At 25.0% G+C, this 21,264-nt stretch carries 22 protein-coding genes; 12 read left to right on the top strand and 10 right to left on the bottom strand.

The features are described from left to right. Positions 1-5 precede the first annotated feature (5 nt). Both EXC33_RS00105 and EXC33_RS00100 read left to right on the top strand, forming a co-directional pair. Positions 6-467: an RpiB/LacA/LacB family sugar-phosphate isomerase gene (locus EXC33_RS00105; RefSeq protein WP_046097056.1), complete on the top strand. Its 462-nt coding sequence runs from the start codon at positions 6-8 to the stop codon at positions 465-467. A 1-nt stretch (position 468) separates the two neighbouring features. Next, entirely contained in the window at positions 469-1,548 is a 1,080-nt protein-coding gene (locus EXC33_RS00100) for a YhjD/YihY/BrkB family envelope integrity protein (protein WP_052717036.1), read from the top strand. Between the two features lie 23 nt (positions 1,549-1,571). Here EXC33_RS00100 and EXC33_RS00095 read toward each other — a convergent pair whose 3' ends face one another. From EXC33_RS00095 to EXC33_RS00070, 6 genes are read right to left on the bottom strand one after another with little or no spacing between them, the layout of a single operon-like run. Beyond that, the gene (locus EXC33_RS00095) at positions 1,572-2,180 is read right to left on the bottom strand and encodes a hypothetical protein (RefSeq protein ID WP_046097055.1); all 609 of its coding nucleotides are present in this window, start codon (positions 2,178-2,180) and stop codon (positions 1,572-1,574) included. After that, positions 2,173-2,688, bottom strand: a complete 516-nt coding sequence (locus tag EXC33_RS00090; RefSeq protein WP_046097054.1) for an adenine phosphoribosyltransferase — start codon at positions 2,686-2,688, stop codon at positions 2,173-2,175. The genes EXC33_RS00095 and EXC33_RS00090 overlap by 8 nt, the downstream gene beginning before the upstream one ends. 6 nt (positions 2,689-2,694) lie before the next feature. Next, positions 2,695-4,524: a translation initiation factor IF-2 gene (infB, locus tag EXC33_RS00085; RefSeq protein WP_408634089.1), complete on the bottom strand. Its 1,830-nt coding sequence runs from the start codon at positions 4,522-4,524 to the stop codon at positions 2,695-2,697. Then, complete coding sequence (locus EXC33_RS00080) at positions 4,506-4,790, bottom strand: YlxR family protein (RefSeq protein ID WP_318024062.1); 285 nt, start codon at positions 4,788-4,790, stop codon at positions 4,506-4,508. Before EXC33_RS00080 ends, infB begins: the two co-directional genes overlap by 19 nt. After that, complete coding sequence (locus EXC33_RS00075; protein ID WP_046097051.1) at positions 4,774-6,360, bottom strand: NusA N-terminal domain-containing protein; 1,587 nt, start codon at positions 6,358-6,360, stop codon at positions 4,774-4,776. Before EXC33_RS00075 ends, EXC33_RS00080 begins: the two co-directional genes overlap by 17 nt. Positions 6,361-6,368: 8 nt before the next feature. Beyond that, positions 6,369-6,803, bottom strand: a complete 435-nt coding sequence (locus tag EXC33_RS00070) for an LSm family protein (protein WP_046097050.1) — start codon at positions 6,801-6,803, stop codon at positions 6,369-6,371. A 229-nt stretch (positions 6,804-7,032) separates the two neighbouring features. On the opposite strand from EXC33_RS00070, the gene EXC33_RS00065 reads away from it, so the two are divergent. The 5 genes from EXC33_RS00065 (at position 7,033) to rlmD (ending at position 12,709) form a co-directional block, all read left to right on the top strand. Continuing rightward, positions 7,033-9,213, top strand: a complete 2,181-nt coding sequence (locus tag EXC33_RS00065) for a HinT-interacting membrane complex protein P80 (protein WP_129727247.1) — start codon at positions 7,033-7,035, stop codon at positions 9,211-9,213. 10 nt (positions 9,214-9,223) lie between these two features. Continuing rightward, positions 9,224-10,543 carry a HinT-interacting membrane complex lipoprotein P60 gene (locus EXC33_RS00060; RefSeq protein WP_046097048.1) on the top strand — a complete coding sequence of 440 codons (1,320 nt, stop codon included), beginning with the start codon at positions 9,224-9,226 and terminating at the stop codon, positions 10,541-10,543. A 7-nt stretch (positions 10,544-10,550) separates the two neighbouring features. Next, entirely contained in the window at positions 10,551-10,901 is a 351-nt protein-coding gene (gene hinT, locus EXC33_RS00055; RefSeq protein ID WP_046097047.1) for a histidine triad protein HinT, read from the top strand. A gap of 284 nt (positions 10,902-11,185) precedes the next feature. Beyond that, positions 11,186-11,347 (top strand): hypothetical protein, encoded by a 162-nt coding sequence (locus tag EXC33_RS02780; protein WP_161792744.1) that lies wholly within the window; start codon positions 11,186-11,188, stop codon positions 11,345-11,347. Between the two features lie 72 nt (positions 11,348-11,419). Then, positions 11,420-12,709 (top strand): 23S rRNA (uracil(1939)-C(5))-methyltransferase RlmD, encoded by a 1,290-nt coding sequence (rlmD, locus tag EXC33_RS00050; RefSeq protein WP_046097046.1) that lies wholly within the window; start codon positions 11,420-11,422, stop codon positions 12,707-12,709. A 10-nt stretch (positions 12,710-12,719) separates the two neighbouring features. On the opposite strand, the gene serS is transcribed toward rlmD, so the two are convergent. Next, positions 12,720-13,994 (bottom strand): serine--tRNA ligase, encoded by a 1,275-nt coding sequence (gene serS, locus EXC33_RS00045; RefSeq protein ID WP_046097045.1) that lies wholly within the window; start codon positions 13,992-13,994, stop codon positions 12,720-12,722. 146 nt (positions 13,995-14,140) lie between these two features. Here serS and rpmH point away from each other — a divergent pair, with 146 nt between their 5' ends. The 5 genes from rpmH to EXC33_RS00020 all read left to right on the top strand — a co-directional run bounded on the left by rpmH (position 14,141) and on the right by EXC33_RS00020 (position 18,518). Further along, positions 14,141-14,287 carry a 50S ribosomal protein L34 gene (rpmH, locus tag EXC33_RS00040; RefSeq protein ID WP_046097044.1) on the top strand — a complete coding sequence of 49 codons (147 nt, stop codon included), beginning with the start codon at positions 14,141-14,143 and terminating at the stop codon, positions 14,285-14,287. Positions 14,288-14,301: 14 nt separating this feature from the next. Next, the gene (gene rnpA, locus EXC33_RS00035) at positions 14,302-14,631 is read left to right on the top strand and encodes a ribonuclease P protein component (protein ID WP_046097043.1); all 330 of its coding nucleotides are present in this window, start codon (positions 14,302-14,304) and stop codon (positions 14,629-14,631) included. After that, a complete protein-coding gene (yidC, locus tag EXC33_RS00030) occupies positions 14,618-16,678 on the top strand; it encodes a membrane protein insertase YidC (protein WP_052717035.1) in 2,061 nt (686 codons plus the stop codon). The genes rnpA and yidC overlap by 14 nt, the downstream gene beginning before the upstream one ends. Before the next feature lie 105 nt (positions 16,679-16,783). Further along, complete coding sequence (locus EXC33_RS00025) at positions 16,784-17,545, top strand: PQ-loop domain-containing transporter (RefSeq protein ID WP_046097042.1); 762 nt, start codon at positions 16,784-16,786, stop codon at positions 17,543-17,545. Then, on the top strand, positions 17,538-18,518 hold the full coding sequence (locus tag EXC33_RS00020) for an aspartate--ammonia ligase (protein WP_046097041.1): 981 nt from the start codon (positions 17,538-17,540) through the stop codon (positions 18,516-18,518). The genes EXC33_RS00025 and EXC33_RS00020 overlap by 8 nt, the downstream gene beginning before the upstream one ends. Before the next feature lie 28 nt (positions 18,519-18,546). Here the strand turns inward: EXC33_RS00020 and EXC33_RS00015 are convergent, their stop codons facing one another. From EXC33_RS00015 to dnaA, 3 genes are all read right to left on the bottom strand, one after another. After that, positions 18,547-18,768, bottom strand: coding sequence for an RNA-binding S4 domain-containing protein (locus tag EXC33_RS00015; protein WP_046097040.1), 222 nt, complete (start codon positions 18,766-18,768; stop codon positions 18,547-18,549). A gap of 1 nt (position 18,769) precedes the next feature. Further along, a complete protein-coding gene (locus EXC33_RS00010) occupies positions 18,770-19,879 on the bottom strand; it encodes a DNA polymerase III subunit beta (RefSeq protein ID WP_046097039.1) in 1,110 nt (369 codons plus the stop codon). An 8-nt stretch (positions 19,880-19,887) separates the two neighbouring features. After that, positions 19,888-21,264, bottom strand: a 1,377-nt coding sequence (dnaA, locus tag EXC33_RS00005) for a chromosomal replication initiator protein DnaA (RefSeq protein ID WP_046097038.1), incomplete at its 5' end; no start/stop codon positions are given.

Below are 21,264 nucleotides of genomic sequence, written 5' to 3'. Positions count from 1 at the left end.
CAAATATGGACAATAAAAAAATTGTTGCTCTAGCTAGTGATCATGCTGGTGCTGATTTAAAAAATGAATTAAAAAATTACTTGATTGAAAAGGGTTTTGAAACAGTAGATTTAGGCCCAGAAGATTCTTCAAAACCTATTTCTTATGCTACTCAAGGACACAAACTAGCTAACTACATTAACAATCATAAGGAAATAACTTTTGGTTTAGGCTTTTGTGGAACTGGATTAGGTATATCTTATGCTTTAAATAGACACGAAAACATTAGAGCTGCTAGAGTTACTTCAGTTGAAGATGCTAAAATGTCTAAAATGCATAATAATGCTAATATTCTAGTTATGGGTGGAAGAATTACTCCTATTGATAAAGCAAAAAAAATGCTTGATGAATACCTTAATACTCAATATGAAGGGGGAAGACATCAAGCTAGAATTGAACAAATAGACGAAGATATTAATTGCTCATAAAATGTTTTTAGAAAACTCAAAAAAAATAAAAGGTTACATAACAAGCAGTACAAGACAAAGAAAAATTAAAAAACTTTATAGGAAAAAAATTAATAATTCAATATTAAAAAATAAACTAATTGGTATTAAAAAAGAAAGACCATGAATAGAAACTATAATAGATAAATTTATTGGCCTAATCTTGAATATTTTTATTTGAAAAAGACATAAATCATATGTTTTAACGCTTAGACATAGTGACAAAGATAAAAAACAATTAATTCAAGAAATTAAAGATAAATTTTTTAAAAAAGAATATCGAATGCTTCCTGTTGCTTTAGCTTTCTACTTTCTTGTTTCTTTTGTCCCGATAATTGTTGTTTTACTTGCGCTTCTTTCTTTAATTCCTAATTACAATAACTTGTTTGTTGAAGTAATTTTAATAAGAATTATTCCTGGTATTAAATCGGCTTTTAATGGTTCTGAAATAGCAGAAATTATTGCCCCAAAAAGTACTTTAAGTGTGGTTGCAATAGTGCTTTCTGCACTTATTTCAATTTGACTTAGCTCATCAGGATTTGGAAAATTTATCTACTTACAAAATTTAATTTACGAACATGATAATCCCGGTAACTTTGCATTAAATAGATTAAAAGGATGTTTTATTACATTAGGAATTTGCTTGTATTTATTTGTTTGAATAATTATATATTTAACCTTTTTTAATGCTTTTGATAAAGCTATTCAAACTGATGCGTTTTTTTATCCTTCTTTTTTAATCTTTTTACTAATAGCTTTATTTTTAGGAATAATTTTGCTTTATATTTTTGCTCCTTCTTTTAAAAATTGAGAATTAAAACATAATTATCCTGGTGCTTTAATATCATCCGTTTTAATAACATTTTTTATAATGATTTTTGGGTTACTAACTAAATTAATTAATTATTCGCGCTACGGAATAATAGCTGTTTTTATGTATATTGCCCTCTTTGTTACATTTATTAGCTTTTTCCTATATTTAGGTCTTATAGTTAATAATGCCTTTTTCAAAAATAATAAGCAGTGAACATTACCAAAAAAATATTGATTTAAACAATTTTAAAAAGCCTTTTCAGGCTTTTTAAATTAAAATTTAATTTTTTGATTATATAAATATTTTTTTCGCATGTAATTAACAAATCTATACAAAATAATTGACAAAAAAATTGCTAATATAGGTTCAGAAACTAAATTAATAACATGAGTTATTGCTCACTCTCTAACTCCTAGAATATATCTTAATGGAGAAATAATATTATGAACATATTGAGCACTAATTGTTAAAATTACATTTAATTCTGTTGCTAAAAGTGAAAGAAAAATAAATTTATATAATTTTGGTTTTAATTCATAATTAACTAATTTATATGCTAAAAACACAAATATAGCCATTAATAATCTAGGCAAAACTGAAATATCAATATATTGATATCTAGTACTTCCATATAAATAAGCCGCAATTAACGAACTAAAGCCAAAACCTAGCCCACTTACTAGAGCGCCTTTAAATTCTAAATGTATCGTCGCAATAACTACTATTACAGGTAAATAAGTAATTGTGGTATGCAAAATTGGAATATAACCAAAATAACCTGTTAGTCCTGCTAATAAGAACAAAGATAAATAAATTGATATAAAAACCAAATTTCGTACATTGAAAATTTTCTTTTTTTCTTTCCTATTTATTTTATTCATAATGCAATATCGAACTTACTTCGATGTTTTCTTTCTCGAATTTTTCTCTACCCTTAAGAGAAATTAACTCGATAAAATTAACAATTTTTTTAACAATTGCTCCTTGCGATTCTACTAATTTTTTAATAGCAGATACAGTCCCTCCCGTTGCTAAAACATCATCGATTATTGCTACTTGTTGATTTTGTTTTAATTGATTTGTTTGAATTTCTAAAATATTTTCACCATATTGTAATTGATAATTAAGTTTAATTGTTTCACCTGGTAATTTTCCAGCTTTCCTAACCATAACAAAAGGTTTGGATAACAAAACTGCAGTTGGGGCACCAAATAAAAATCCTCTTGCATCTGGCGATACTATAACATCACAATCTTTAACTAACTCTGCAATTTTTTTAATTACATAGTGATATTTTTCCCCATTATTTAACAAAGGTGAAATATCTTTGAAAACTATTCCTTTTTTGGGAAAATCATGAATATCTCTAACATACTCTTTTAAATTCATAATTACCTATTTTATAGTCTTATTAGTAACAGGAACATCTTCATAAAATTCAAAAATATCATCAACTTGAACATCATTATATTTACGTAAATGAGTGCCGAAGTCTTTACCATTTGAAACTTCTTTAACTTCATTTTTTTCTCTTTGAAGAGTTTCAATAAAGCCTTCATGAATCATTTTTTTATTTCTAAAAACTTTAACTTTGCAACCTAATTTTACGCTTCCTTCGTTCATTATACAACCGGCAATAATTCCGACTTTAGAATATTTAAATAAACGAGCAACTCTTGCAGAACCAATTATTTTTTCTTCGTAGACAATAGTTTTTTGAGCCTCTAATAAAGCTTCGATTTCTTCAACAACTTTATAAACGACATTATGATAACTTAAAGAAACACCATGTTGTTTTGCCATTTGTTTAGTAATTGAAGAGGGTTTATTATTAAACATAACTATCAAAGCATTAGATGCTTGTGCTAATAACAAATCTGAATTAGATACAATTCCAGCTTGTGCGCTTATGACTCTTATCATTGCTTCATCATTAGATAATTTTGCTAATGAACTTTCTAACGCTTCTGCTGTTCCTTGAACATCAGATCTAATAATTAAATTAACAATTTTTTTGCCTTGATTAAGTTTATTATTTGTCTGACTTTTATTGAATAAGATATCATTTCTATCTTTTTGAGCTTTTTCATTAGCTAACTTTTTAGCTAATTTTTCGTCATAAATGCCAATAAATCTTTCTCCAGCAAGTGGTGCGATATTTAAACCACTAAAAATAACTGGCATTCCTGGAGTTGCATAGTCAATTTGCTTCATATTAGAAGGATCTAACATCATTTTCACTCTACCAAAAGACGATCCAGCTATTATAAAGTCTCCTTTTTCCATTCTTCCGTTTTCTACAATAACAGTTGTTAAAGCTCCTATCCCCTTATCAATTTTACTTTCAATGACTGTACCAAAAGGATAACGATTAAAATTAGCTTTTAGTTCCATAATATCAGTTAATAGAACTATTTGTGTAAGTAATTCATCAATTCCTGTTCCGTTAATAGCTGATCCTAAAACAACTGGTACATTACCCCCGTATTCTTCGACAACTAAATCATTATCAGCAAGTTCTCTTTTTATTCTCTCTAAATTCTTATTAGTTTTATCAATTTTATTAATGAATACTATTATAGGAACTTCTGCACTTTTAGCATGTTTTATTGCTTCTTTAGTCTGTGGCATAACACCATCATCAGCAGCTACAACTAATATAATTACATCAGTAATTTTTGCACCTCTAGAACGCATTTGATCAAAAACTTCATGTCCCGGTGTGTCAATAAAAGTTATTCTATTGTTATTATGTAATGCTTGATAGGCGCCTGTATGTTGTGTAATTCCTGAGCTTTCAGTTGAAGTTACATTAGTTTTACGAATATAATCAATTAAAGTTGTTTTACCATGATCTACATGACCCATTACTGTTACAATAGGATCACGTTTCTTTAATAATTTAACATCATCTTTAAAATCAATTTCATTAAGAAAATTAGCAGCATCTATATTTTGCTCTTTCCTAAAATCAAGGCCTTGATCCATACAAATTCCGGCAATTTGTTCTTCGTCTAGAATATGATTAATTGTAAAAACATGACCTTTTAAAAAGAATTTCTTAATGATTTCATTTGCATTAACATTTATTTTCTTTGCAAATTCATTAAGAGGCATTTTACCGCTAAAAATAAAAACACCATCTTTTATTTCTGTTTTAACATGTAATAATGATTGTTTGATATTTTCATCATTTGTTATTCTTTTTACTTTAGTCATTTTAATTCCTCCAAATCTGCCGTAAATTTATTATATGTTTCATTCGAAACATTTGTTCTAAAAGCTTTATTTAATCCTCTTTTTCTAGTTAACAATTCCCAATTAGTTCTTGTTGGATAGAAATAGCATCCTCTTCCCTTTAATTTTTTTTCTTTATCAAGCAAAATTTCGTTTAATTCTTTTTTATAGTTAAATCTTACCAATTCTTCTACTGGAAAAATTTGATTTGTTACAATGCATTTTCTTGTAACTTTTTTATCATTCTTCATCATTCAAATCTGATAAATCAATGTTTTTATCAAGTCCGAAATTAGTAAGATCATCATCTATTTTAAAATCTTCAATAACTTTTTTAGCTTTTTTGTAATTTTTAATATCTTTTTTGATTTCTTCTTTAGCTAATTCTTCGCTTATTGTCTCTTCTTGTTCTTTTTCTAATTCATTAAGTTCTTTTTCATGTTGTTTAAACAATTCGTCAAAATTAAGATCACTATATTTGTTATTATCTTCTTGTTCTTGTAATTCAAAGGCAGCAACATCTTTATCAAAAGTATCCATGTTAAAATCAAAAGATGTTAAATTGTTCTTTCTTTCTTTTCTATTATTAGAATTTACTTTTTTATTAGATGAATAATTGAATTGTGATAATAAAGATAATGCATTTTTATCGTATTCTAAGCCTAATTCATCAGCTTTTTCAGTATCTACAATATCTAAATGAGTTCCAGTTAAAGAAGAAGCTAATGATGCATTAACTCCTTTCTTACCTATTGCTGTAGTAATTGATTCTTTGAGAACAATAACATAATAGTCATTGTTTTTTTCTTCTTTTTTAAGAATATCAATTACTTTAGCAGGAGATAGAGCATTCTTTATAAAAGTAATTAAATCGTCACTATATTCGATAATATCAATTCTTTCATTATTCAATTTACTTCTTATTGAATTGATTCTATTGCTGTTAATACCAATAATAGCGCCATGCAAATCAAAATCAGAATTTGAAGAATTTGTCTTTTTTAAAGCTACTTTCGTTCTTTCGCCGGGTTTTCTTTGAATTTTATAAATGGTAATTAATCCTTCATTAATTTCAGGAATATTTTCTTTTAATTCTGCTTCAACCATAAGTGGAGAATCTAATGAAACTTTAATTTGACTTAATTTAGTATCTTCTTCTACACTTTCAATAACAACTTCTAATTTTTGACCACGCTTAATATCTCTTTGTCCATTTAGTAAAGATCTAGGTAAAAATGCGCTCACATTATGTAAACCACTAGGATCAAGCAAAATTACATTTCAATTTCCTTTATCAGTTTGAGAAACAAATTCTGCCATAATTTTTTGTCCTATCATGCAAGAGTATTTATCATAAATTATTTTCTTTTCCAATAATTTAATTCCTTGAACAATAGAATTAAAAAGTACTTTCGCAATTAGTTTTATATTAGAATTTTTAGACTCACTAATTCAACTTAAACTAACTGGTGCTTTAATGATGTCATCAACTTTAACTTCTGGATAATACAATTTAGCTTCATTTAAAGTAATATTATAAAAACGAATTTCTGGGTTGTTTTCAATGTCTCTAATTATTTCTGGATCATTGTCAACAACACTAACATATAAATTATAGAGTTTAGCTATTTTGTTTTTTTTGTCTAATTCATAGACTATTTCGGCATCTTGATCTAATTTTTTCTTAATAATTTTTGTTGTTTGTTGATTAAAAACATCAATGACACTATCTAAAGAAATATTGTGGTTAACGCTATATTCAAGAATTGATTTAAAAAATTGTTTTTCATAGTTTAATTCTTTAGTTTCAATTTTCTTTGCCATATTTCCTCTTAAATTTTGATGTGTTTTTTTATTTTAGATATCAAATCTTTTGTAATTACTTGTTTTTTAAATTGGCCTTTGTCATTTCACTTAAGTAAAATACTATTTTCTTCATTTTGCAACAATTGTCCAATAAATAAATCCTTTTTATTTAAACTTTTATTTAAATAAATTTCTACATATTCATTTATTAATTTATCTAATTCATCTATTTTATAATCTATTTTTAATCCCGCAGAACTAACTGATAAATAATCAAAATCTAAATTAGTATTAACTTTGCGATCGATAAAATTATTGATTAAATAAGTATATTTTTCAACTATTTTTGAATCGTGACTATTAATTTTCACATCCAAAATTATCATTCCGTTTTCGTTAATTTTTTTAGTTTCTAAAATAATTTCGCCAAATTCTTTTTTTAATAAATTTTCTCAATTCATATTTGCCTTTTTTAAAAACAAAGAGTTGCAAACTTTGCAACTCTTACAAAATATTGACTTACAACTTAATTTTACCTTAAAATACTTTAAAAAGAACTTTTTTGTTAATTTTAATCTTGATAAAAATATTTCTGATTTTTCAACATTTAAGCTCTCTTACATATTGAATATTAATTTAGATTTTCATAATATAATTAATATTAATTACTTAATGCATTATGGAGAAAATATGGCTAAAAGAAAAGAGACATTTTTTGAACGTTTAGCAAAGAAAAATGCACAACATGAAACTAAAAATTCCAAGATTCAAGTTAAAAAAAGAAAAGGAAGATCAATTTTTATTTTGGGTTCAGTTTTAACAGCAGCTATTGTTATTGGAATAACTATCCCTTTAGCAGTAACTGGAACTAGAAATGAATATATTGATCCTATCTCTAGACAACAAAATCTCTATACTTTCAATGCTAATGGTAAAAAAATTAACTTCAATGTTGGTTATGTAGAAGATGTAAATAAAGAACAAACAGAAAATAATTATCAAGCTCAATTAAAGGAAATTAATAAATTAGCTATTTACTATCTTTATGATCAAGAACAAAAAGCTTCAGTTGAATATCAAAAATTATGAAATGCTTCACTTAAAAATGGCGAAACTAGGAATACTAATATCCAGTTAAAAACAATTGATGAACTTAAAAATCAATATTCAAATGAATTAAAAGACATCAAAAATGATACTATCAAAAAATATGGCTATGATAATTGACAAACGCAATTTAATCAACTTTTAATTGACAAATATAATGGTGCTACTAATGAAGAAGAAGCTATAAATAATAGTGTTTTTGAACATATTAAACCAGATGCATTAAGACGTTTTAAACTTTCTACTAACTCAATTGATGACATAATTGATCGTGTTGCGAATAGTGATATACAAAATACTTCTGATAATACTGTTATAAAAAAAGGCGAAAAAGTTTTTTCTTGGTTAAAAGAAATAACCAATAATAATCTAGATGGAAATTATTTCAAAATCAACAACAAATATATAAGTTTCATGACTGAAAGCTTTCTTCCTTCTCAAAAATCAGCTAAACCTTTTATAGAACATTATTTAAAAAATGATAATCCATATGTCATTAGTCAATTTACTCTTCCTGGAATTGCAAAAGTTAAAAATTCAGACAATTGAAATGTTGATAAAGAGCTTTTCAAAAGACTTATGTTTGCTTGACCAATTAGTTCCAATGAAGAAAAAAATATTGTTTATTCATACGACAAAATAAAAGATAATTTTAAGCCTTTTAGCGAATATGCAAATTTATTAAACTCTGAAAATAATACTGATTTGCCAGCTAACGCAAAACTTTATAATGATATATTGCAAAAACTTTCTAACGATGATGATGCCATTAAAAATAATTTTGGTACTCAAGGACTAATTTCACTTTCTTCTCTTTTTACCAATGATGATAATGCTTTAAAAGCTTTTGTTGCAATTAAAGAAATACTATTAAATAACAAAGAACAAATAAAAGAAATAGATTTATTTGGAATGTTAAAAAATATTCAAAATAACATTAATTCATATTTAAAAATAACTGCTCCTACTTTTGAATCTTCTGATACTTTTGATAAGAAAAAAGAAAAAATTACTAAATATAATGAAGAAATTCAAAAAGCTTTTGATAATACAGATAATGCCAAAAAAACTGGTTTATATGATGATAAATTCAAAGAATTAATAACTGATGAATTTGAAAAAACGTTTGATATTGGTCCTAATAAAAATGAAAATAAGCAACTTTATACTTTTTACAAGTTAAAAGATTCTTCTGATACTTATATTGTTTTAACAAAAAAAGGCGTTTCACTCATAAATATGCAAGATATTGTTAAAAATAATACAAATGATAACATAAATACTATTATCAAAATGATTCAAAACGACTATGTTCTCAAAAACAAATATTCTCAATTAAGTGGTGTTAATTATAATGCCATTAATGTTATAAATAGTACTTTAACAAACGATAATTACATTAATGATGTTATGCTTAATAGCCCTGATTTCAAGGAATATTTAAAAAAACAAACTAATATTTTCAACCCTAAGTATAATGTTGCAAATAAGGAAAATCCTTCTTACACAGAAGAAGAAATAAATAATTTAATTTCTTTAAACAAAAATGCTATTAATGCTGTTAATGCAGAAAAAGCCTTAAACATTACAGAAAATATCAGCAAATGAATGGAAGAGAGAACAAAAAACGAAGCTGATGCATATTTTGAATCAAAAGATAATCAAACTTATTTCGTTAATAATAACGATAATTATCAAAAAACAGCTGACTATTTATTAAATGAAAAATTAATAAGTTTACTTAATTTATTTAAAAATAGATAAAAGGAGAACAATGAAATTAAATAAATTTTTAAAATTGGGTTTAATAAGTTCTTCTGCTTGCTTTCCTTTTTTAGCTGTTGCTTGTGGTAATAAGGTTGAAACAACTGAAAAAATTAAACAAGACAAAACTTTATCTAGTGAAATAACTATTAACACAATAGAACAGGATTGATTAAATTCTACTTTAGCTTCTCTTTATGGTATTGATATAAGTAATAATGATAATTTAAATAAACTAAAAAATGATGTTAATTCTATTTCTAGCCAATTATTTAATGATTCTTATTTAGCTTTTCAACTATATGCTCAAAATCAATTAAACAAAGATAAAAATTTTTTCTTAAAGAAAAATATTGAATTAGTTAAAAATACGGATATTAATGATTATTCTAAAATAATTGCAACTAATCAAGTAACTCCTGATGAAATTCCTAATTCGTCTATTTTTAAGGCTTATTGAGCAAACGATAAAAGTAAAATAAGGGAAGAAATAAGTAAACTTTTGTTAGTTTATAAGTATTTTCAAATTTCTGATCCAAAGCAATTAAAAACTATTGATTCATCTTTTAAATACGATAAAGATTTAACAACAAGTATTGAAAACTACAACCTCAATCAATATGCCTTAAAAAAGAAATTAATTCAAATTTGGAAAAAATCAGACGATACTAAAATTTCAACAGATGATTTTTTCCTTCAAGGCTATGGCTTAATCAAAGATGTTAATGACTTTAATAATTTTTTAAAAAATTCTCCTGATTATTCAAAAGTTTTGAAAAAAAATAGTAGCGAAATTCTAACCAATAGCCCTTATGACACGGAATTAAAAGGCTATGCTGGTTTCGAAGTTGATAATAATAATTATGGTTTGCTTTGAAACTATGAAGATCTTTCTAAAATTAATTCTTCAACTACTAATGACTATTCTCTAACTGGTTTTTATAGTCCTTCTGCTAATAGATTGTTTAATCAAATTTCTAAAGATAATCCCTATTCTCCTTACAAAAATAATGCTGATACAACAGATAAGGCTATACTAGCTTACATAAATCAAATTACTCCAATTGCAGAAAAGTTGCCTACAAAATTACCTCTTAGTGAAAATTCATCAGAATCAGAAGACAAAATTCTTTTGTCTTTTAAAAATACTCCATACGCAGATAAAATAAATAGATTAAGTTTTATTTTTGCTTTAAACGATCCTGATATTTACAAAACTGCTCAAAACGCATTTTCCAAATTAGGTTACCAAATTCAAATAAAAAAAGATATAAATGAAACATTATTTAATGCTTTAAAAGACAAAAGTTTTATAAAAATAATTGATTAGAGGTTATATGTCTAATAATAATGAAACAATTTTTGCAAAAATAATTAGAAAAGAAATGCCAGCAAAATTTCTTTATGAAGACAGTAAATGTATTGCTATTTATGATGCTTTTCCTTTTAGAGAAGGCCATTTTTTAGTTATTCCTAAGAAATTTAGCAAAAATATCACCGAAATGGATGACGATACTGCAGGACATATTTTTAACGTAGCTAGAAAATTAGCTAAAAAAGAAATTTTAGATAAAGGTATCCCTGGATTTAAAGTTGTCATTAATACTAACGAAATGGCTGATCAAACTGTTTTTCACACTCACATTCACGTAATACCTATTAGAGAAAAAGTTATTTTAATGAAATAATTTTTATTATTATCTTAAAATAAGTTAAAATATATCTGATGCATCCTGAATTATAAGGATGATTATCCAAAAACGGATTTCTTGAGTAGTATTCCACTCCCTTCACTATATTAATTGAATGATTTTATGAGTAAAATTATTCTTATTCTTAATATCTCTTATATGTTATAAAAAGAAGCAGGAAATGCTTCTTTTTATTTTGTTTAAAAAATTAAAAAAATAGCAAAAAGTGTATTTTTAGTATAAAATAAAGGTATAAATTAATATTTTTAAGGAGAATAGCTATGGAAAAAGAATGTAAAAAAACTTGTGAAAAGAAATGTTCAGGTGAAAATAAAACCTGTGCAAAAAAATCTTCTTGTGAAAGCAAGTGTGGCTGCGAAAAGAAAGAATGCGCAAGTAAATGCTCTGATAAAGAAGGAAAAACATCTTGTCACTCTGAATAATTAAATAATAAATGCGTCTCTTAATTAATATAAAAAAGAGACGCATTATTTTAATCCTTTTATAATTCTTATATGCAATATTTTTTAAATCAAATTATAAAAAATATAGAAATTGAAGAACTAACTTATGAAGGTTTTGGCTCGTTTAGAAAAGATAATAAATTATTTTTAATTGATAATGCTTTACCTAAAGAAATAATAGATATTCAAATTAAAAAAATAACAACGAAAATTATCTACGCTAAAACTATTGAAATCCATAAAAAATCTCATAAAAGAATAAAAGAAATTGACATAGAATATGGCATTGCACCTTTATCTATAATTGATTATTCTTCGCAATTAGAATTTAAAGAAAATATAGTTAAATCTCTCTTAAAGAGAAATTTGAATTTCGAATTAAAATCTAATATTTTGCCTTCTCCTAAAATTTGAAATTATCGAAATAAGATAAAAGTGTTTTTAAAATTAAAAGATAATGATTATAAAATAGGTTTTTATGAGAAAAATACAAATCATTTTGTTTCTCTAAACAATATTTCTTTAGCTGAAGAAGAAATTAATCATTTTGCTTTTGCTTTTATTGATTATATGAATCAAAATAACTATAAAATAGGCACAGAAGCTTCTTTAATTATTAGAAAGTCTAATTTTAATAATAACTTACAAGTTCTTTTGATAACTAGTAATAAAACAAATTTAAATATAAATTTTAATAATAAAATTTTTGAAAATGTAACGACTTTTATTCTCCGTTACAATAATAAAAATGTTGTTATATATCAAAAGAAAAACACTAAATTTCTTAATAAATTAAATAGTTTTTTCTTTTTAATTTCACCAGATAGCTTTTTTCAAATTAATTCTAGTCAAATCCAAAATTTATATAACCTGCTAATTGACAATATGGATTTTAATAATCAAGACATAGTTTTAGATGCATATTGTGGAGTAGGAACTATAGGTTTATTGATAGCTAATAAAATAAATAAATTGATAGGAATAGAATTAATTAAAGATGCAATTAATAACGCAAAAATTAATGCAATCATTAATAAAATTGATAATAGCTATTTTTATGCAGAGAATTTAAATAAAAATACTAATTTGTCTATTTTGAAGATAAATAAAATTATTGTTAATCCTCCTAGAGAGGGCTTATCTAAAGAAATAATTAAACAAATTATTGAAATAAAACCAATAAAAATAGGTTATATTTCTTGTAATATTCACACAATGATTAGAGATTTAAAAAATTTTCTTAATGCTGGATATAAAATAAAATTTTTCTCTCCTGTAGATATGTTTCCTCAAACTTTTCATATTGAAAATGTTTGCATTTTAGAAAAAATAGAAAAATAGTTTATCTTTGCTATTTTTCTATTTTTTCTTTTCCTTGCATATAAGGAACTAGCTTTTTAGGCACAATGATAGAACCATCTTCTTGTTGATAATTTTCTAATATTGCAGCTATAAGTCTATCAATGGCTAAGCCAGAACCATTCATAGTGTGTGCGTATTCAATTTCACCTTCACTATTTCTATATCTTATCATAGCTCTTCTTGCTTGAAAATCGCCCATATAAGAAACAGAACTAATTTCTCTATATTTCATTTCCGATGGCAATCACACTTCTAAATCAATTGTTTTTTTAGAAGAAAATCCTAAATCTCCTCTACATAACAATAATTCCCTATATGGTAATTCTAAATTTTCTAACACTAATTTTGCTTGCTCTAATAATTGATCAAATTCTTCTAACGCATCTTTTTTACTAGTTATTTTAACTAACTCAACTTTTTTAAATTGATGCAATCTAATTATTCCCTTGGTATCTTTCCCGCCGCTACCAGCTTCTGATCTAAAACAAGGAGTAAAAGCAGTCAATTTTATTGGTTTTGATAAATCAATTATTTCATTGTTGTACAAATTAGTAACTGGAACTTCTGCAGTAGGAATTAAATATAAATTTTCTTTCTCTAAATAAAATAAATCTTCCTTAAACTTAGGTAATTGACCTGTTCCATACATTATGTTAGGTTTAACTAAAACTGGCACATCAATTTCTTGATAATTATTATTTGAGTGTAAATCTAATAAATAATTTTGTAATGCTCTTGCTAATCTTGCACCATCATCTTTATAAATAACAAACCTTGAACCAGATAATTTAGAAGCCCTTTCCGTATCGAATAAACCTAATTCATGGGCTATTTCATAATGGGGTTTAACATTTTTACTAATCAAACCCCTGCCTAAATTATCATGAGTTTTTAAAACGATATTTTGACTATCATCTTCACCTAGTGGAACATCTTTTAGAGGTAAATTAGGAATTTTATTGATAATGTCTTTAACTTCAATATCTAAATCATCAGCTTTTTTTTCTAAAATAATCTGCTCTTTTTTTAAGATGCTTAGCTCATTTTTAAGCATTTCAAATTTATCTTTATTTGTCTTTTCTTTGCTTAAATTTTTACTTTTAGAGATTAATAGAGCTTTCTTTTGTTGTGCTTCGAACATTAACTTTCCTCTCATTTTTGCAATTGAGAAAAGTTTATCTAATAGTTCGAAATCAACTTTTCTTGTTTTAAATAATTCTCGAACTTCTTTTTCATTATCAATCAAATATTTTAGATTCAACACAGTTACCTCCAACACTCAAAATATATTGTACCTATTTTTAATTTTAGTAATTGTAAATATGTTATTAATATATAATATAAAAAGCATTTTATCCCTTTAAAATAATTTAAAATGTTTGTTTAGATATTCAAAGAAAAGGAGAAATTATGAGTCTAAGAACATATCAGCCAAATAAAAGACAACATGTAAAAACACATGGTTTTAGAGCAAGAATGTCTACATCTAACGGAAGAAAAATATTAGCTGCTAGAAGAGCAAAAGGTAGAAAAAGATTAACAGTTTCAAGTAAATAAAACTAAAAATTCTAATGAAAAAAATTTATCGTTTACAGAAGAGCTGAGAATTTGAAAATGTTATAAAAACAAAAAATCAAGTTTTCGATAAAAATTTAATTATTTATTTTAAACCTAGCGATAATTTTAAAATCGGTATTACTGTTCCTAAAAAATTTTGTAATGCTGTTTATAGAAACTATTGCAAAAGACAGCTTAAATCAATAATCAATTCTTTAAATTTCTACAATTTAAAATACCATATGGTTATGATTGTTCGCAAAAATTTTTTAAGTATAAGTTATGCTGAAAAATTAGAAAAAACTAGAAAGTTATTTGAAAAAATACAACATGGAAAAAAATAGATCTAAAAATTTTGATTATTTTAATTCAAATAATGCTCAAAATAATCAGAAAAAAACTACATGGAAAAAAGTTTGATTTTGAATAAGAGCAGTATTATATACATTTATTTTTGGACTAACATTAACAGGGTGTGTTCAGTCTATCGTTGTAAAATCTTCAACTTATACTGGTGCTGGAACAGAATTTTACCTCGATAAAAAAGATATTGCCCCTTCTGTTGCTACTTTTGAACCTGCAACAAAACCAAATAACGATAAATATCTTTTAGACAATGAATATTACGAAATAAAGCACAATCCTGAAACTAACTACCTTTTATCAAAATATAATGATTTGAGCACGCTAAATGCTATCCAGGACCAAACCTTTAAAAATGGTGGAGAATATGGTAAATATGACTCATATTCAAGCGGAATCCAAATTAAAAACAAAGACAATACTTATGCTTCAAATCACCCTATTTTTATGGGAGAAAATGAAAATAGATACTTATTTAAAGCTGCTTCAACTACATCGTATAATTCTGTTTTTAAAACGCTTTCTACAATTAAATTCCTTAATCCTGCATTTAATTTAAGAGATTTCTTTACATTAAACGCTGATAACAAAACATACACTTTAAAAACAAACGATATAAAACCATTTATTAAAGAAGGTTACAAATATAATACTAACGAAAAGCAGTTTTCTAATAATCCTAGTGATAAATATAATGTTGTAACTGCTTCTTTGTTAGAAGTGGAAAATAATTTTGATGGAAATAAACCTAATTTAAAGTTTAATCGTGATGTATTAGAATTGTTATATCGCCAAACCTTTTTAACTGATAATAACTACTACAAGAGAATAATCGACGGATTAAACGGAATTCAAGTTCCAAATAACAATGGTTCTAGCGAATATATCAATATAGAAAACATTCAAGGAACTTCGCAAAAATACCAAGCACTATTGCAAGCAATCGTGGAACATAAAAATTCAATAAGTTTAACAGATGAACAATTTAATGCAATTTCGAAATTTAACGAAACAATTTTAAATTACCTTAAAAACGTAAATTTCCTTACTGTTGAAAATAATTATAGAATACAAGCTCTTGATACAAATAATCAACCTGCATATAAAACTTCTGAAAAAAAACCTGGTGAAGAAATATATTATGAATATGCTAATCCTTTAACTTATAAAGCTGGTAATTATTCTAATGATTTAGATCAAATGGCATATCAAAATACTATTCCTCAAAAACCTATTACTTCTTGAGCTGAATCATGAACACTAGGCCCATTTTTCTCTCTATTCGCTTATCCAATTGCTCTTATTACTGCTGGAATTAGAAATCCTTTACCTGATGCACATGGTTGAACAACAATCTTAGCTCTTATAATTGCTGTTATTATTACTCGTCTTATCGCTTTAGCTTTTACTTGAAAAGCAACAATTACTCAATCAAGACAAGAAGATTTAAAGCAGAAAAAAGCAAAAATTGACGCTAAATATGCTGATTTTAAAGGCAATAAGCAAATGAAAGCGAGACAACAACAAGAAATCCAACAACTTTATAAAAAACATGGAATTAATCCAATGGATATTCTAGTAAGTACTTTAATTGCTTTACCTATTTTTATTGCTATGTGAAGAGTTATACAAAGCGTGCCTTCATTAAAATCAACGCGTTGATTAGGAATGGATTTTTCAGCCACTTCTTGAAGAAAACTAATTTATGATGGAGAATGGCAATATTTAGGTCTCTTAATAATTGCCTTAGCAACCCAATTAATGTCCCAAATTCTTCCTAGATTATTAAATAGAAAAAAATTGAAGCAGCGCCTTTCTATTGAAGAAGAAAAAGCACTGAAAAAATCAAATAAAACTCAAAATATAATGTTAGTTGTATTTGCAATTCTTACAGTTGTATTTACCGCAGGTGTTCAAATATATTGAATTTTTACAAGTATTTGGTCAATTATTCAAACACTTATTATCCATTATGTTAAAAAATCAGATTTTTATCGTCGCAGATATTTATCTAAAGTTAAAATATAAAAAGTGGTTTTCTACCACTTTTTATATATTTAATTTAACTTTTTAAATTTTATATAATGTTAAGGCTAATTTAAAAGCGTGCTAACTTATATTTAAAGGAATTTTATGTCAAATTTATACAATTTTTTTGCTATAACAAATCCGAATAATATACCAGCCGTTCCAGTAATAGCAGTATTTTTAAGTATTTTTGTATTTATTACTACTCTTTCCCTTTCAATTCCTCAATTAATTCACTTAAAAAAAGAAAAGAATACACATAACGATACAAAATTTTTATCATACTGAATATTCTATGTTGGTCTTTTAGGTTGAATGCTTTATGGTGGTTTTAATATTCCTAAAACTGCTGCTTCAACCTACGCAAATACTATTTGCGCTTTTGTTCAATCATTTGTTATTTATTACTTATATAAATATTCAACAATTAAGAAAAATCACAAAAATATGGCTCTGCCTTCGTTAATATTTACTCTTATTTTGAATACTATAGTTGGAATTATTTCTATTTTGGGTTTATACCTAAAAATTAATGGTAGTGGAGCTTGATCTGCAGATGATCGTTTTGCTAGATTTGTTTCAACATTTTTCCCTATTTTAACTTGTATTTCATTTCTTCCACAAGTCATTAAAAGTTTTGAAACAAAAAATTTCAGTGGTATGTCACTTTACATGATTTTATTATTCTGTATTAATAATGTAGGCTGGATTTTATTATTTATCATGCAAGGTATATTAACTGGTTTTGATAACCTTATATCTCCTCTTATTTATCAATCATTATCGTTACTAATTTATGGTATGCAATTACAATTAATGATCAGAATCAAAAAAGGAAAAGTTAAACCTTCAATTCAATATGTATAAAAGTAAATTAAATGTAAAAGAAACACAATTAGCCATACAAAATCTTAAATTTTTATTTACGAAATCACTTAGTAAAAATTTAAATTTAATCAGAGTTTCAGCTCCTCTTTTTGTAAGAAGTAAATCCAAAATTAATGATGGCTTATCCGGAGAAGATCCCGTTAAATTTAATCCGCTTAATTTGAATGAAAATCTTGAAATAGTCCATTCTTTAGCTAAATGAAAAAGAGAAGCGTTATTAAAATATCAATTCGATTTACATGAAGGAATTTGAACTGATATGAATGCTATTAGACAGCAGGAATATATAGATTATCTTCATTCATATTATGTAGATCAATGAGACTGAGAATTAATTATTTCTGATGAAGAAAGAAATATAGAATTTTTAAAAAATATTGTTAAAAAAATATATAAGTCTATAAGATATGTAGAAAACCAATTAATTTTTGATTTCCCTCAACTTAGTAAAAAATTACCTGATGATATTACATTTATTAGTTCAGAGGAACTATATAAAAAATTCCCTTCTCTTAGTGCAGAAGAAAGAGAAAATGTTTTTGCGAGAGAAACAAAAGCTTTTTTTGTTTATAAAATAGGCTATCCTTTAGAAGACAATAAAGTTCATTCAAAAAGATCATTTGATTATGATGATTGAAATCTAAATGGAGATTTAATAGTTTATGATAAAAATAATAATAAAGCATTAGAATTATCATCTATGGGAATAAGAGTAAATGCTGAATCACTGCTTAAACAAGCAAAATTCGACAAAAAGGATAAATCGTTTTTTGGTTTATATCATGAAAATATTTTGAATAATAAATTACCTCTTACAATTGGTGGAGGAATAGGTCAAAGCAGATTATCAATGTTCTTATTAGAAAAAAAACATATTGGTGAAGTTCAAGTTAGTGTTTGAACTGAAGATGAAATAAATAAATGTAAAGAAGAAAATATTATTCTTCTTTAAAATTATTAAAAATAGTAGTTCCAAACTACTATTTTTTTACTTTAACAACCTGATAAACTATATTATTTATTCAAACTGTATCATTTATATAAATTTTAGAACCTCTTCCTTCCGGTTTACGATTATTAATAGTTATATCATTATATTCAATAAAATATTTTGATTGCCCTCCTGTTTCTATTAATTTTGCCTTTTTTAAAAATTGTCCTAATGTAATAAAATCGTCTTTAATCTCAATAGTATTATTCATTTTATCCTCTTGTTGGAGCAACAATTTGTTTGCATTCTTCATTAGATTTTGAAAGAATTAAAATTTTTGTTGGTTTTTCATCTAAAAGCAACAAAACTTCACCAGAAAAAACACTTAATGCTTCTTTAAAATAGTTAAAATCTACATCGAATTGCACATTTTTTTCGTCAGATCTAAATTCGTAATCCTTTGTTTTTACTAATGAATCACCTAATTCAGGAACAATAACAGATATTTTAAGTTCATTTCTATTGATAGAAATACTTATTTTTTTATACCCTGGAGCATTTATTACATATGCTTTATTTAATAAATCTACTAATATTTCTTTTTTAATTATTAAAGTAGTTTTAATTTCTTTCATACTAAACAAATAGTCATTATTATTAGGAAAAGTAACATCAGAAGTATTTGCTGCTATAACTGTATTATCATATTCAACTCCAAATTTAGTACTATTAAAAAACAAAATAGCTTTTTTAGGACAATCATTAGGAATTAAATCCTTAACACTAGAAGCTAAAACAGAAATATCTTTAGAACTAGAAAAAATAGCATTTGTTGGTAAAGAATATCTTGCTAATCTGTATCTATCTGTAGCAGTAATATCAATAACATTATCTTTAATTAAGAAGTTTATACATTTTAAAACATGATCATCATCAGAAGTGGCAAAAATTACAGAATGAATAGCTTTTTTAAATTTTTCTGTATTAATTTCAATTTTCTCAGCTGAAAAGATTTCGTCAATTGAGTGAAAAATTTCAATGTTATTAGGTCTTAAGTTATATTTTACATCACTATCATTTATTTCAATATCTCCATTTTCATCACTAATTGTTATTTCTTTAGACATTCTTCTAATTGCATTTTTAAAAATAGTTGAATTTATTAAAAAATCACCTTCTTCAATAATTTTAATTTTTTCATTATCTACTTCTAATGATTTAACAATACTTATAAATCCATTTGATGCACTTAAGGTAATTTTTTCTTTTGAAACATTAAATAAAATACATCTTAATCCATAAGAATTATTGATAGGATCAGTATATCTAGAAACAATATCTATTGTTTCTTCAAATTTCTTTTTATTAACAATAATTTTCATTTTGATTCCTATTTCAAGCGATAAATACTGTCTTTTATTTCTGCTATTGTTTGATTCAAATTATTATTTACCTCTTTCAACTGCTTTTCAATATTTTTTATTGAATTAATAATAGTTGAATGATCCCTATTTCCAAATATAGAACCTATTTTATCGAGAGGTAATTTTAATTGTTCTCTTATTATATAAATTGCTATATTTCTGGCTAGAACAACATTTTTTTCTCTATTTTTATTAATTATTTCATTCATATTTATTTTGTAATACTTACTAATAAAATGAATTATTTTATCAGGTGAAACTGTTATTTGATCTTTATTAATAGAAGAGAGAATATTTTTAACAATAGATAAAGAATATTGCGAATTATAACTACTATCAATTTCGCTCTTGTGAAATTTAATTTTATTAATTCCGCCAATTAAATTTCTCACATCAGAAGCGAAATTTTGTGTAATGAGAGAAATAGCATCTTTATCCCAATTTTCTGGATTCATATTATTTTCTTTTAGAATACTAATTAATATTTTTGCTAATTCTTCTTGTGAAGGACTTTTTATTTCTTGTTGAAGTCCCATTGCTAAACGCGTATAAAGTCTATTATCCAATGCTTCGATGAGTAAATCTATCGGTTTATCAAGTGTAAAAATAGTAACTCTTTGTTTATTAATTCTTTCGTCTAAAATGGTAAATAATAAATTTAATGTTGATCTTTTGTTACCTACTGTTAATGATTGCAAATCATCAAACATTAAAATATCAATTTCATCAAGAGCTTTTTTCATTTTTTTAATTTTTGCTTGATTATTTTCTTGCAAGAGTGAAGAAACTTCTCTAACAAATATTGAAGGATTAATATACATTACTTTTACATTATCTTTTAATAACTGATTAATTGTGGCATGCAATAGATGAGTTTTTCCTAATCCTGATTTACCATAAATTAACACAGGATTGAAATTTTTTTCTCCATTAATTATCATTTTGCAAATTTTAATTGCTTCATGATTAAATTTTCCTTCGACATAATTTTCAAAGGTATGGTCCTTTCTAATATCTAAATAAGTAATAATATTATCTTCTTTGTTTATATTTTTATCTTTATATTTGTCTACATCTTCATTTCATATAAATTTATATTTATGGTCTGGAAAAAGAGAATTTATTACTTCATTAAAAACATTTTTATATTCATTAAAAACATCGATATTTTCTTTTTTATTTTTATTAGTTAATAAATATATATATTTATCTTTTATTATTGCTACTTTAATTTTAGAAAAGTAATTTTTAAAAATAAAACTATCAGTAATTAATAATTTTAATTCTTTCATTAATCTATTACTATGTAAGTTATTGTATTTAGTTTCCTCAATTTTGTTCAT

This window comes from Mycoplasmopsis meleagridis (genome assembly GCF_900660695.1).
Taxonomy (GTDB): domain Bacteria; phylum Bacillota_I; class Bacilli_A; order Mycoplasmatales; family Metamycoplasmataceae; genus Mycoplasmopsis; species Mycoplasmopsis meleagridis.
This window is presented reverse-complemented; position numbering and strand designations above follow the sequence as displayed.